Annotated in this window: 9 protein-coding genes; all 9 read right to left on the reverse strand. The window is 67.5% G+C overall.

What is annotated here, in order from left to right:
* Window positions 1–217: 217 nt before the first annotated feature.
* The gene (locus tag GA615_RS02545; protein ID WP_152049664.1) at window positions 218–739 is read right to left on the reverse strand and encodes a tetratricopeptide repeat protein; all 522 of its coding nucleotides are present in this window, start codon (window positions 737–739) and stop codon (window positions 218–220) included.
* Between the two features lie 477 nt (window positions 740–1,216).
* On the reverse strand, window positions 1,217–2,992 hold the full coding sequence (locus tag GA615_RS02550) for a M14 family metallopeptidase (RefSeq protein ID WP_152049665.1): 1,776 nt from the start codon (window positions 2,990–2,992) through the stop codon (window positions 1,217–1,219).
* A gap of 69 nt (window positions 2,993–3,061) precedes the next feature.
* Window positions 3,062–3,871 carry a DUF1963 domain-containing protein gene (locus GA615_RS02555; RefSeq protein WP_152049666.1) on the reverse strand — a complete coding sequence of 270 codons (810 nt, stop codon included), beginning with the start codon at window positions 3,869–3,871 and terminating at the stop codon, window positions 3,062–3,064.
* Window positions 3,872–3,875: 4 nt separating this feature from the next.
* Window positions 3,876–5,903 (reverse strand): M14 family metallopeptidase, encoded by a 2,028-nt coding sequence (locus tag GA615_RS02560; protein WP_161602122.1) that lies wholly within the window; start codon window positions 5,901–5,903, stop codon window positions 3,876–3,878.
* A gap of 11 nt (window positions 5,904–5,914) precedes the next feature.
* Window positions 5,915–8,494 (reverse strand): hypothetical protein, encoded by a 2,580-nt coding sequence (locus tag GA615_RS27325; protein ID WP_161602123.1) that lies wholly within the window; start codon window positions 8,492–8,494, stop codon window positions 5,915–5,917.
* A 169-nt stretch (window positions 8,495–8,663) separates the two neighbouring features.
* Complete coding sequence (gene hemC, locus GA615_RS02570; RefSeq protein WP_152049668.1) at window positions 8,664–9,614, reverse strand: hydroxymethylbilane synthase; 951 nt, start codon at window positions 9,612–9,614, stop codon at window positions 8,664–8,666.
* A gap of 3 nt (window positions 9,615–9,617) precedes the next feature.
* On the reverse strand, window positions 9,618–10,400 hold the full coding sequence (locus GA615_RS02575; RefSeq protein ID WP_152049669.1) for a ComF family protein: 783 nt from the start codon (window positions 10,398–10,400) through the stop codon (window positions 9,618–9,620).
* A 125-nt stretch (window positions 10,401–10,525) separates the two neighbouring features.
* Entirely contained in the window at window positions 10,526–11,185 is a 660-nt protein-coding gene (locus tag GA615_RS02580; protein ID WP_235905014.1) for an RNA polymerase sigma factor, read from the reverse strand.
* An 86-nt stretch (window positions 11,186–11,271) separates the two neighbouring features.
* Window positions 11,272–12,342, reverse strand: coding sequence for a 23S rRNA (adenine(2503)-C(2))-methyltransferase RlmN (gene rlmN / locus GA615_RS02585; RefSeq protein ID WP_152049670.1), 1,071 nt, complete (start codon window positions 12,340–12,342; stop codon window positions 11,272–11,274).
* Between the last annotated feature and the right edge of the window lie 691 nt (window positions 12,343–13,033).

Consider the following 13,033-nt stretch of genomic DNA (forward strand, 5'->3'; position numbering starts at 1 on the left):
TCCGGGGCATCCTCACGGGTGTTACGACGCGGTGCGACCGCTTGTTCTGCCAATCGGTTCGGACCGGCCCGCGGGACGCTTCCCGCGATCCGACAGTCGGCCCGAGGCCCCGCTCCGGTGCCGATGACTGTTCTTACAGCCAATTGTCGGCGGTCGTCCCCCGCTTTTCAACCTCTGCGGGGTGGATTCGGGCCGCTCTGGGGCCGTCTTCCGGGGATTACTCGTCCATCTGGTCCAGGGCTCGCCGGATTTCCCATCCCCATTTGGTGCCCCCTTCCAGCTCCAGACACTGACGAAACGCTCGCCGAGCCTCGTCCGGCTGATCAATCCGCACGAACAAGGTGCCCAGGTGCATGTAAACGTCGGCGTCGGTTTCGTCCATCGTCAAAATCTGCTCGAACCGCCGCCTCGCGTCGTTCCAGCGCCCGCGAAGGTAGTGCTCGGTCGCCTCCCGATACAAGCGTTCGATCTCAGCCCGGTACCGTTCCGGGTGGCATCGCCAGACCCACCAGAGGGTATACGCCAGGCCCGCCAGCCAGATGCCGACCGCCAGGGCCGTCGCAAACGTTGTCAACGCTTGCGGAACCGCCTCGGTCCAGATCAGGTGCGTGACGATCGCCAGGTTCAACGTCCCGGCGAAGACGCTCGCCAGGATCAACCCCATGACCTCTTGCCCCGACCAGACCTGCGGCAAGCCCGGCCACAAGCTCAACGCGGCAATCCAGAACCGCCTGGGCATGGTTCGGCTCCTTCCGACTCGATCCCCGACCCGAGCCCCCGAGTTCGGTCGAAGGCCCCCGTCACTTCCTTTTGGGACAATTGGAAGTCTAGCGAAACTCCTTTGTCCGGGCAAGGCACGCTTCGTGATCGCCCCAGGACGATTGCAACGTCACTCCGGTAGTAGACCTTCCATCCTAAAATGATGCGTCGTCCCTTTGCCTTGGGTGGCCCCGGTTGCTCGTCAACCGGGGTCGCGGAGCGACGAGCGGTCTCGGTGCGGTCTCCCGCAGCCTCTCGCGGCTGCGCCGCCCCGGTTGGCGAGCAACCGGGGCCACCCAGGAACACCCCACCATTTGTGAGTGGAAGCGGTACTACGAAACCCTCAACCCTCGCCCCCGCGTGCGGGAGAGCCGGTGGCCGAAGGCCGGCTGAGGGGGGCTCGGCCAGACGGTCGCCATGGCGTTTACCCATCCGATCGTCCCCGCCCCGCAACCCCTCACTCCAGCGTCACCGTCGTCTCCAGCGTGCCCCCCTTCTCGGCCTCGAAGCGAATCGTCGCCTCGCCCGACCCCTGCACGAACCACCGAATGCGCTCGATCGACCGCCCGCTCACTCCATTCGGGAGCATCACCCGCTCCGGCCCGTGCTCAACCGGGTCGAGCTGCCCGAAGTCCCGATCGAGCAACCGGCCGCCTCCCAGGACGGTCAGGTCATCCCCCGCAATCGTCGCCCGATCCGGCAGGCCGATGTTCCGGCGCCTCGCCTGGGCCGATCGGGTCGGCAAGACTCGCGTGTTCTCGACCTCGGCAGTGATCTGAAAGACCCCCTCGCCGATCGCCTCGACCTCCACGTCTCTCCACCTCAGCAACGGCATCTGATCGGCGTGGTAAAGGACGAACGCCGTGTTCCGGTGGCACAGTTCCTCCATCATGAACGGCGGCGGCACCCGCTGCGATTCCTTCACGAATCCGCCAATCTCGATTGGTCCATACGTCGGATGATCGAACGGGGCCCACTCCACAAAGTTCGCCCCCATCATCAGGCGATCATTCGCAAACAACTGCGCTTCTTGCCCGGATGCTCCCACCGCCTGCTCCAGCGTCGATCCCCCTGCCGGGCTCGGGCCGAGCAACTGGGCATTGTTCCATAGCTCATTCGTGTACGAGAAGATGCCGAGATGCTCGTACGTCCAGTTCACGAACCCGCCGCGCACCGCGTAAAGGTCCTTGTAAATGATCCAGTTCCGATAAAACGGCAGAAGCCGCGCCCCGACTTCTCCGATCGTCCGGGCCAGGTTCTCATCCTCGCGCGGATATTCCCCATCCCGGCTCGGATGCGCCGGGCCTCGCAAGATCATCCCCCCGGCGTTGTGGTACGACTGCACCCCGGCGATATTCGGCCGATCCAGGATGAACTCCGCGATCGCCCGCGTTTCCGGCCAGCAGAGCGGATACGGACCCGCCCCCCCTTGAATGTGGTTCGGCTGCCAGTCGGCCGGCCAGTTGCGGTTCATATCATAACCGCCCGGCGCGTCCTCGTTCACTCGGCCGTCGCCGTCGTTGTCGATCCCCTCGTTGCCGAGCAGCTCGTAACGGTCCCCCCGGACCTCCTGATCGGGCCGGATCGGCACCATCGCCCTCGGGTCGATCGGCGAGACGGCATACGGCCCGTCGGGGCTCTTGCGGCGCATCTGGGTAATCTGTCCATCGCCGTTCAGGTCGTCATATCCGTCTTCGTCGCTCAATCCGTCTCGGTCGTCGTCGATCGGGGCCTTGCCGCTCCGCGAGCTGTTCGTCGTGTTCGGCCCGTTGAACCACCAGGCTCGGCCGTCGGGGTTCACGGTCGGGACGACATAGAAGGCCCGTTGATCAACCATTTCCGTCACGCGATCGAGCCTGCCGTAGTTTTCCGCCAGATACCAGACCATGTACAGACACGCCTCGGCCGCCTGCACCTCGTTGCCGTGGATGTTCCCCTCGCAGTAAAACGCGGGCTTGCTCGTATCAGAGCCTGTTTCCGGGTTGTTGATCGTGATGTACCACAGATCCCTCCCCTCGAAGCTCTTGCCCGCCGACGCCATCGAGAGCAACTCCGGATGCCCCTCGACCAGGGCCCTCATTGCCTCGACCAGCTCGGGGTAATCGTACAGCCGGTTAAATGCCAGCTTCACCTTCGGCTCGAAGTACGGGCTCGCCGCCTCGTCGGCCAGGCAAGGTCGGGAGGCCAGGACGGTCCCGGCCAGCACGAAGGCAATCAGGATCAGGTGTCTCATGGAGGTCGTGCCGCGAGTGGTGAGGGAGTCAGAATAAGTTGATAAAGGCGAATGAGTCGATCTTTCGGGCTAGCTGCACGCCCACCCGAAGGCCAGCATGTCCGGATGATCCGGGCACCGGGTCAGGTGGCCGCACCCCACGTCGCCAAACATGAACGCGAGGTTGTCTTCCGAATCGATCTGGAAGACCGGTTCCATGCGGCGTCCGCACGTCAGGCAGTTGGGGTACTCGGCTGACTGGATCCAGAAGGGCCAGCCGCCCAGCTTGTCTCCCGGCACGCAACGATTCAGGCCCGGGTCGTTCCAGTACGCCACCGGGAGCCCCGATTCGAAAAGCCCGACGTCCGGGCATTCAATCGTGATCCGGTCATACGTCCTCGACGACGGGTCATCGAAGCGAATCGAGAGGCCGAGCGATGCAAACTCCTCGGCGTGGGGATAGTCGTCGATCGGCTCCCAACCCGTGATGACCCGGGACGGCAAGGTCGCCTCGAACCGAGACGCCAGGTCGTCCCGAGCCGGCCCCTCCGGCCGGATGACCCGGATCAGATGGGCCTCGGAGAAATGGGACCATCCCTCGCACGCTTGTTCACATTCCTGTGTGCCGTTGACGCAATAAAAGAATTGCAACAGCCCCGAGCCCGCCGGCCCGGCCATCCGTTCCGGCAGTTGATCGAGGTCCAATTGCAGGAACAATGCAATCGGCTCGCCGCAGTGTCGGCAGCGCGGCCAATCCGCTCCCTCCGGAACCCAGGGCGTGCCCGAGAACTTCGAGCAGGGCATCAGGCTGTCGCCCGCCTCGGTGATCGGCCGCCAGGCGCGGCGCCGGTGCCGATCGAACCAGGGGCCGAGCCGCTGGAGCAACGCATCGAGTTCCATCGGATCACCTCCGGGGTTCGCGAGGCAGCCCGACCTCCGCCACCACCTTGCCCGCTCTGGGCGACGACGCCTCAATCGCAATCGCCTCCACTCCCTCGGGGGCCAGGATCAACCAGCGGTATTCCTTCGAATCGCCCGAACCAGCCAGGCGGTCAATCCGATCGACAATCGGCCCGCCCAGCAGCTTCGCCTCTCCCAGCACCGGACGGACGACGATCGGAGCAGCCTGGCGGGTCGTTACCCCTTGTGCCAGTGCCGTCGGGAAGTACCCCGGGTTCTCGACGCGGGCCGACACCCCGAACACGTCACCGCCTCGTGGCTCAACCTTGACATCGACGATCTCAAGCGTCGTCATCCGTCCGGCCAGGTCGGTGAGGAAGCGGTACTGCGCCTCGGTGATCCCCTCCACCTCCTCGATCGGCGGGTTCACCCGGACTCCGGGCAGCCAGCCGCCAATCTCGACCGTGCCGAGTGTCGGGTGCTCGACCTCATCAAAATCCTTGAAGGCGCGGCCACCCATCACGGTGTCGTTCCAGAACAACCACCGCTTCTCGCCGTCGGTCGGGGGCTTCTCCTCCCCCTCCGCGGGTTCCGTCAAGGTCGGACCGGGCCAGAGGGACGAGGCGATCGCCACGGCCCCGAACTGGTCATAGGCCCACTCGCTCATCGCCCCGTCGGTCGTCGCGCCGAGGCTCGAACTGTTGCTCGGCGCCAGTCCTTCGCCCGTCTTCTTTGCTGCCTCTTTCGGTGACTCCGGCTCATCCTCGTCTGCATCAAGACTGGCGACGAACTGGGCGAGCATCCCCGCACGCTCTAGGGGAGACGCATTCTCAAAGTCAGTCATCAACCGATTTTGCTCATTCTCCGGCAGTGCCTCGAAGGCTTCGATCACGCGGTTGCGAACCGCTTCCGGCAAACCGGCCAGCGGGTCGGCGCCGTCGGGAATGGGAGCCGGATCAGAAGTCTCGGTAGGTTCTTCGGTGTCGGGCTCCTCCTTCGGCTCCTCGTTTTCCTCGTCTTCCTTCGGTGGGGCGATCGACTCCCGATACGCCTTCGACAGGGCGACGAAGTACGGCAGATCGGCGTCGGCCAGCTTCGATTCCGGCTTCTTCGGCTCGGTTCGCAGCGAGTCGTGCAGGGTGAAGGTCCAGACGACGCTGATCTCGGGGTGGTCGTAGCAGAACTGGATCAGCCCGCGCACTTCGGGCTCGCTGGCGGGACTGTAGCCGGTCTGGTCGTTCAGCTCGGTCCAGGCATGGGGCCAGTTGCGGTTCAGGTTCACGCCACCGGCGGGGTCTTCGTTCCGCTCGCCGTCGCCGTCGCGGTCGGTCCCTTCGTCCGATTCGGAGTAGATCGCTCGCTCCCCCTCGGCCGCCTTGGCGGGTCGAAGGATGCGCGGGTCGTCCTCGTCGGGCACAAGGGTCGCCTCGGCGTCCTTGACCCTCATCTGAAGGATGAGACGGTCGCCGTCCACGTCGTCCGGGCCGTCCTCGTCGGAGGTGCCGTCGCGGTCCTCGTCGGTCGCGGTGAGGTTTGTCCGGATCGCCTGCCGAGGAGTTTCGAACAGCCGCTCGGCTCCGTCCGGATTCAGTCGAGGGACGACGTAAACCGTGTACCGATCGAGCAGGGTGGCGATCGCCTCGTCCTCCTCATCTGGATCGGCCAGCCGCTCAATCAGGCCGAGCGCGACCTGACTTCCGACCAGATGATCGGCCTCCAGGTTCCCCACGATCAGCACGGCCGGCGGCCGATGGGCCTCGTCGTCCTGCTCGTCGGGACGAACGCCCAGCGTCACGAGCCAGACGTCTCGCCCTTCGCCCGTCTTGGCGATCGAACGCAACGAGAGGGCATCGGGATGAGCTTCGGCCAGGTCTTGAAGCCGCTTGGTGAGGGTGTCGGCGTCGAGATACCCCTCGGGCACGAGCGACGGCGCTGGGGCATCGTCGGCTCGGGTCGATCCAGGAAGCGACAGCACGACGAGCACGAGCAGGGGTAGGAGCGTCGCGGGCGCTCCGATCCGTTGGGTGATCACGGTGCGTTCTCTCAGGGGCAACGGCGGTCGATCGTCGGCGGAACGAACGGGTTCGGAGATCGACTGTAACCGGCCGGCAAGGACGGAACCAGCCCCCGCAGTTCCGGGGCGAGGCAAGCCGGACCGGGCGGCCTCAAGAGGAGATTCGCGAGGTCTCCCCGAGGCCGCCCGATGCCGAAGGGCGACCGATCGACGTTCGCAAACCTCGGGTCGCGGCCGAGGTCGCGTCGGGTCGGGAGGGTCGCCGGCGACCGTCCTGGGCGTTCGGTTCCGCTCGGCGTCGGGTCGCGGCCGAGCCGATCGACTCCGCGCGTCCGGCGGTCGATTGGGGTGGACGAGATCCCCGAACAGATCGGGGAAGGGGCATGCGATCCCCTCGGTGGGGCTCTTGGCAGATGAGGGTCTCGTGGGCGGAACAGTCGATCATGGTGCGAGGATGTGTTCGATTCACAACTCTGAGGGGGCGTCTTCCAGGTGTCTGCGAGGTTGGCGGCCGGGGCTTGCTTGGACACCGTGGTGATGATCGTCAGGCGGGTGCCCGGTCGCACCAGCGGTCGGTCGATCGCCTCGTCCTGGTTCGACGAGGCGAGGTCGTGGTCGGGTGGGTCTGCGCTGTCCGGGGACTGCGGTTCCGAGTCGGCCCGATCGGGAGGGCCGACCTCCTCGGAGGGTTCGAGGCCGTCGGTCGGGGAGAGTGATCCTGCCGCGTCGTCATCCTCGTCGGACGAACTGGTGCGGTCGTTGTCGGTCGAGGCGGCCTCGGGTTCCCGAGGGGTCGGAAGCTCGGGGCCGGACGGCTCGGGAGCCAGGGGAGGCGCGGGTCGGTACGGGGCCATCGGAGGCGGGGCGGTCGGAGCGGGGGTCACTCCTACGCCACCGGACATGTTGATCAGATCGTTTAGATAGCTTTGCAGGTCTTGCCCATAGCCCACAATCCCCCCCTGGTCCGGTGCGATCGAGGCTGAGGGGGGTGACTCTGAGAACGGGGGTTCCTCAGGCGGCGGTGGCTCGGGGGAGTGGTAGGCATCCCCCACGATCGACTCAGCCAGTTCCGCGGCGCTGGCTCCCCAGCGATCCTCGTCGTCCTCGTCGGTCCAATCGTCGTCTTGGTACTCGTCTTCATCGAGATGGTGATGGTGGTTGTCGCTGGGGCGGTCGTCGTGCTGATGGTTGTGGTCGGACCAGGAGTCTTCGTCCTGATGATCGTCGAGGCCGAGGTTCTCGTTCGGGGTGGGGGATGAATCCTGGTCCTGGTCATCGTCCTCGCCGCCAACGTCATCCGGGTTCCAGTGGTGACCAATCGGGTTGTTGGGGTCGTCGTCCGGGGGGAGATCGTCGGGGTCATCGTCCGGTTCGGGGTCATCGTCCGGTTCGGGGTCGTCGTCGTCCTCGTTTTCGTTGGGTTGATCGACATCCAGGTCGTCCGGATAGTCGTCGATCTCCTGGCCAGAGAGTTCGGGCTGGGGATCGTCGTCGGGATCGTCCTGGGGGGCCGGTTCGTCCTGTGGGTCGAAGGCGTTGATCGCGTCGGGGTCGAGGTCGTCTGCTGCGTCGGAATCGTCGGCAGTCTCAGGCGGATCGAAGCGGTCGGGCTCGAAGGTGTCAGGCTCGTCGAGGGTCGGTGCTTCGAACGCGGCGGCCTCGGGTTCCGGAAGCGCGTCGGAATCGGCGGGATCGGCGTCCGAAACGTCGAGGTCGTCTTGCGGGGCCGTTGGCGGTTCCTCGACGATCGGCGCGGCGGAGAGGCTTGCGGGATCGGGGCCGGGCGGCTCGGGATCGGTCGGGATCGGATCGGCGGGTTCAGGGTTCGGGGCGTCGAGGCTCCTTGATTCCATCGGGAACGTCCCATCCAGCGAGGGAGAGACGTTGGGATCGGGGGTCGATTCGGGGGAAAGCGGGGTCTCCTGTCGGACGAACTGGTTCGGGCCGACACGGACCCAGGCGACCTCGGTGGGCGGTTCCGGCGGCGGCTCGGCCTTCTTGCGGCGTCGGCGACGGGTCTTCGGGGGAGTGCTCGGGGTCTCGGAGTCGGCCGAAGCCTCGGGCGATTCGGGAGGATTGGCCGGAGATTCGATCGTCGGTTCGGGATCGTTGAGCGTGGCAGCCTGCTTCCGGCGAGCGAACCAGCCTCGGACGGCGGACGGTTGGGGCTCCTTCGGATCAGAAGCCGAGGCCGAGGGCTCGGGAACCGGCTCGGCCTGGGCCGGATCGACCCGGCGTCGCAGGCCAAAGCGGCTTCGCTTCGCATCCGGTGCAGGCTCGGGGGCCGAAGCCGAAGCCGGCTCCGGTCCGGACATCGGCTGCGGAGGGGGGATCAACCGGTCGGCGGTCGGAACGCTTGCCCCGGGGTCAGCTCCGGAGCGGGAACCGCCGCGGGGGCCGAGGAGAATCCAGGCCATCAGGAGCAGGTAAGGGGGAACGAACCAGACGTTGACTCGGGCGACGGCCAGGCTGGTCACGGCGATCAGGGCCACCAGGCCCGCCACCGCGACCCAACGCAGTCGCCTCGTCGAGACCGTCCGGGCCCCGGTGCTGGGGGCCGACGGCCCGGCATCAAGCGCCGGATCATCGCCGCGTCGTTCGGCTTCCAAAGTCCTGCCCGCTCCCTCGGTTCGGTCCGGGACGCCCGGCAAAGGGGGCAGCCCGGACGACGCCTCCGCGTCTGGTTCGTCCGAACGGGCATGATGGCCAAGATGCTCCAGATCGTCCAGGGAGGTTTCGGGCGTCGGCTCCTTTCTCGAAATGAGGATGGGGGTTACGTCACGATTCGGGACGGGCCGCATGGAGCAGACGATCGGCCCCGAGGGCCCGAAGCTCGGCAGCGACCTGCCGGCCGAGCCCCTCGGGATCGTCCAGGGGGCCGGTCCGAGCCGCGTCGAGCCGCTCGCGGCCGTCAGGATCGAAGACGGCCACATCGAGGGCCAGCAGGTCTCCCTCGACCTCGCGGCCCCAGGCGGCCAGGGGGACCATGCAGCCCCCTTCCAGCTCGGCCAGGCAGGCCCGTTCGGCCAGCACGGCGCGGCGGGTGGGGGGGTGATCGAGGGGTGCGAGCAGGGCGAGGGTTGTCTCGTCGTCGCTCCGGCACTCGATGCCGAGCGCCCCCTGACCGACGGCCGGCAGGAACCGCGGGGGGCCGAGCCGATCGGTGATCTGCCCATCGAGCCCCAGCCGATGCAGGCCCGAGGCGGCCAGAACGACCGCGTCCAACTCGCCGCTGGTGGCCCTGGCCAGGCGGGTCTCGACGTTCCCCCGGATGCCGACGACGTTCAGATCGGGCCGGGCGTGGCGGAGCATCGCCTGGCGACGGAGCGAGCCGGTGCCGACGGTCGCTCCTTCGGGAAGGGCGTCGAGGGTCTGATGGCGAGGGGCGATCAGGGCGTCGGCCGGGTCTTCGCGCTCGGGGATCGCGCCGAGGGTCAAGGCGTCGGGGCCTCGGGTGGGAAGGTCCTTGAGGCTGTGGACGGCCAGCTCGACCTCACCATCGAGCAAGGCCCGCTGGATCTCCTTTGTGAACAGGCCGGTGCCGGAGGAGCCGCCGGCGATCTGGGCCAGGGGAGAGTTGCGGTCGCGGTCGCCTCGGGTCCGGATCTCGATCAAGTCGACGCGCAGGCCGGGATGGGCCGCTCGCAAGCGATCGGCGACCCAATCGGCCTGCCAGCGGGCCAGGGCGCTGCCTCGTGTTCCGATTCGTACCACCGATGCCCCGTCCATCGCTCACCCTTTCCTCTCGGCCCGACCGATCACAACGGCCATTACCGAACCGACACCCGCTCGCTTCAAGGCCCGACTGGCGGCGGAGCAGGTGGCGCCGGTCGTCAGGATGTCATCGACCAGCAAGACCGGCGCGCCGACCATCGAGGCCACGCGACGCCCATCCGCCCGAAAGACCCCCTGCATCTGCCGGTGCCGCTCGACCCGGCCGACGCGCCAGAGGGCCGAGGTCGGCCGAACGCGCCGCAAGGCGCGGACCATCGGCAGATCGAGCCGATCGGCGAGGGCCTGGGCCAGTGCCTCGGCCTGATTGTACCGGCGCCGCCAGTGCCGCCACGGGTAGAGCGGGACCGGCACGACCGCCCGAGCCCCTGCGTACGCCAGCTCCTCGGCCCGAGCCTCGACCAGCGCGTCGATGAGCCGGGGGGCGAGCCAGGCACCTCGGGCCGACTTGAGGCGGAGGCAAAGGTGGCGGATCGGCCCGTGGTACGGCCCGATCGCCAGAGCGGCGTCAAACCCGTAGCGACGGCCCGAGCAGTCGCCGCAGCTGGTCTCTCGCGTGGCGAAGGGGCCGACCGGCAGAGCACAGCGGCGGCAGGCGGGGCCGGCGGCGTCGAGCAGCTCGTCGCGGCAGTCGAGGCAGAGCCCGGCGCGGGTGTCCTCGATCCAGGAGTCGCAGATGAGGCAATCGCCCGGAAAGGCCAGATCGCCGACCGCCTCGGTAAGCCGATGGGGGACGATTCGAAACCCTGGCAGGTCGATCGGCAGTGAGGTTCGATCGTCCATCGCTCGGTGGCTCCGAAGGCGATTGCCAGAGGCGTCTCAGACCAAGAAGACCCGTTGGAACGAGTCCGGGGACCGCCCCCGGAGGTGCAAGACAAGGCACGGTACGGTTGACGAAGCGTTGCGGATCAAGGCGAGGCGGGGCGATCGCCGGAGCGGAGGTACGGTTCGAGCTGGGAACGAAGCTCCATGCGGGCGCGGGCCAGGAGGGATTTGACGGCGGCCTCGGAGCGGTTCATGACGGCGGCGATCTCGGCGTAGCTCATCTCCTCGAACTTGTTGAGCAGGACGGCGAGGCGCTGGTCGTCGCCAAGGGTGCCGACGGCCTCGCGGACGACCTCGCTCAACTCCGACTGGCGAAGCTGGCCCGAGGCGGTGCCGCCGGGGGCGGCGACGCGCTCGGAGGCGGGCAGGCCGGGGCGGCTCTCGGTGCCGGTGTCGAGCGATCCGGCCGGGCGTCGGCCCTTGCCGCGCAGGTGGTTGAGGGCCAGATTGTTGGCGATTGTGAAGAGCCAGGTCGAGAACTTGGCCTGCGGCTTGTACCCCTTGCGGGCGCGATAGATGCGGAGAAAGACCTCCTGAGCCAGGTCCTCGGCGTCGCCGGCGTCGCCGACGAGATGGGTGAGCACGGCGATCAGACGGTCCTGGTAGCGTCGGACGAGGACCTCGAAGGCCCCTTGCACGTCGTCTCGGACCTGGAGCATCAGGCGAGTGTCGGGATCTCGGGCCAGGAGCTGCTGTTCGAGGGCCTGGGGATGGGCAGGATCTGGGCCGCCGTTGGATGCCACGGGGTCGGTCCCTCCGAAGGTCCGGTCGCGGAGATGGGAGAGGAACAAAAGGCCCCTCGGTGAGGCCATCGAACGCCGACCGCCCGTCACGACGGGCCGAGGGTCGCCAGGCTCGGACGGTTTGCGTCGGCTTGCAGGCGACGGCGAAGCTGACCGCAGGCGGCGTCGATCTCGCGGCCCTTGGTCTTGCGAACGCTGACGCTGACCCCGCGCTGCCGGACGATCCGCTCGAAGCGGCGCACGGTGTCGCCCGAGGGCCGTTGATACGGCAGGCCGGCGACCGGGTTGTACGGGATCAGGTTGACGTGAGCCTTGCGACCACTCAGGAGCCGGCCGAGGGCCTCGGCATGCTCGGGCTGGTCGTTCAGGTCGGCCAGCAAGACGTACTCGAAGGTCACTTGCCGACCGCTCCGATGGAAATAGGCGTCAGCGGCCTCCATCACGGCATCGAGTCCGACCCTGGCGTTGATCGGCACCAACAGGTCGCGCAGCTCCGGCGTCGGAGCGTGCAGGGAAACGGCCAGGTGATACTGGCGGTCGAGCTCGGCCAGCTTGCGCATTTTCTCGGGCAGGCCGACGGTGGAAATCGTGACCCGGCGCTGGCCGAAGTTCAACCCCTCGGGAGAGCAGAGGCGGTCGAGGGCCGGGATCAGGTGGTCGAGATTGGCCAGGCTTTCTCCCATGCCCATGACGACGAGGTTCGTCAGGCGGTCGTCGGGGGGCAGGAGGTTCCGCAGGCGGAGAACCTGTTCGAGGATTTCGGCCGTCGTCAGGTTTCGCTCGACCCCCTTGAGCCCGCTGGCGCAGAAGACACAGCCCATGCCGCAGCCGACCTGCGAGCTGATGCAGACGGTCCGGCGGTCGGACTCGGCCATGAGGACGCATTCGATCGTCCGGCCATCCTGGCAGCGGAGCAGGAGCTTGTCGGTGCCGTCGGGGGAAACGTGCTGGTGGGCGATCTCAGTTCCGAAGACGGTCCACTCGGCGTCGAGTTCGGCGCGGAGGCCCTTGGGGAGGTCGCTCATCGTCTCGAACGACTCGGCCCTGCGGTCGAACACCCAGCGCACGACCTGGCGAGCCCGGTAGGTCGGGTGGCCGTGGTCGGTCAACCAGGCGCTAAGGTCGGCGGTGGAGGCGTCGAGGAGAGGGCGTTTCATGGGGGCTCGTCGGGGGAAATCGCAAATGGCGCGGAACTCGGGAACGCTGCCTGGATTATCGCACGGGGAAGGTCTGGCGAGAAGGTGGAACGTCGGCCGGAGGCATCGGGAAGGGTGCCGGGTGGAACTGGCGGCGGTCAGGGGAGCCGCCGGTTCGATCGCTGGGGTCGGGAGGGGTCGGCGGTGGCATGGTGTGGGGAGCGTGGTTCTGGTGGCCGCTGGGCTGGAAGGGGATCGGTGCGCTGAGCGTCGGCGGGAGGGGAGGGTTGGAGGGGGGATTGCAAGTGGTTTTGATGGTTAGGGTTGTGGAGATTGGTTGGTGCGGTGCGCGGGGAGAAAATGGGTTCGCTCCGTTGCGGTGATTCGTGATCGTGCGGTCGCGGGGGCTCGGACTCGGTTTCGAGGGGGGAGGGATTGGATTGAGGGGCCGGGAGGATGGCAGGCGGAGGTGCGGAGCAGGAATCCGAGACGGAGGGAGCCAGCGGTGCGGAGGGAGTACGGAGGGGATTGCAGGGGAGAGGAGGCGCGGGGGCGTAAGAGGGCGAATGGTTGGCGTAAGAGGGCGTAAGTGTTGGTTTTGATGCGGGGCGGCCGCCGTGGTACGCTTGGCCATTGGCCCCCTCGCCCGGCCTGCGGCCACCCTCTCCCCCGCACGCGGGGGCGAGGGTTGAGACTGGGTGGGCCTCGACGG

The organism is Tautonia marina, from assembly GCF_009177065.1.
Lineage (GTDB): Bacteria > Planctomycetota > Planctomycetia > Isosphaerales > Isosphaeraceae > Tautonia > Tautonia marina.

What these genes read in the sequence shown, in the direction of transcription:
- GA615_RS02550 (WP_152049665.1), bottom strand. Translation starts at nt 2,992, where the DNA reads ATGAGACACCTGATCCTGATTGCCTTCGTGCTGGCCGGGACCGTCCTG.
- GA615_RS02555 (WP_152049666.1), bottom strand. Translation starts at nt 3,871, where the DNA reads ATGGAACTCGATGCGTTGCTCCAGCGGCTCGGCCCCTGGTTCGATCGG.
- GA615_RS02545 (WP_152049664.1), bottom strand. Translation starts at nt 739, where the DNA reads ATGCCCAGGCGGTTCTGGATTGCCGCGTTGAGCTTGTGGCCGGGCTTG.
- GA615_RS02575 (WP_152049669.1), bottom strand. Translation starts at nt 10,400, where the DNA reads ATGGACGATCGAACCTCACTGCCGATCGACCTGCCAGGGTTTCGAATC.
- rlmN (WP_152049670.1), bottom strand. Translation starts at nt 12,342, where the DNA reads ATGAAACGCCCTCTCCTCGACGCCTCCACCGCCGACCTTAGCGCCTGG.
- hemC (WP_152049668.1), bottom strand. Translation starts at nt 9,614, where the DNA reads ATGGACGGGGCATCGGTGGTACGAATCGGAACACGAGGCAGCGCCCTG.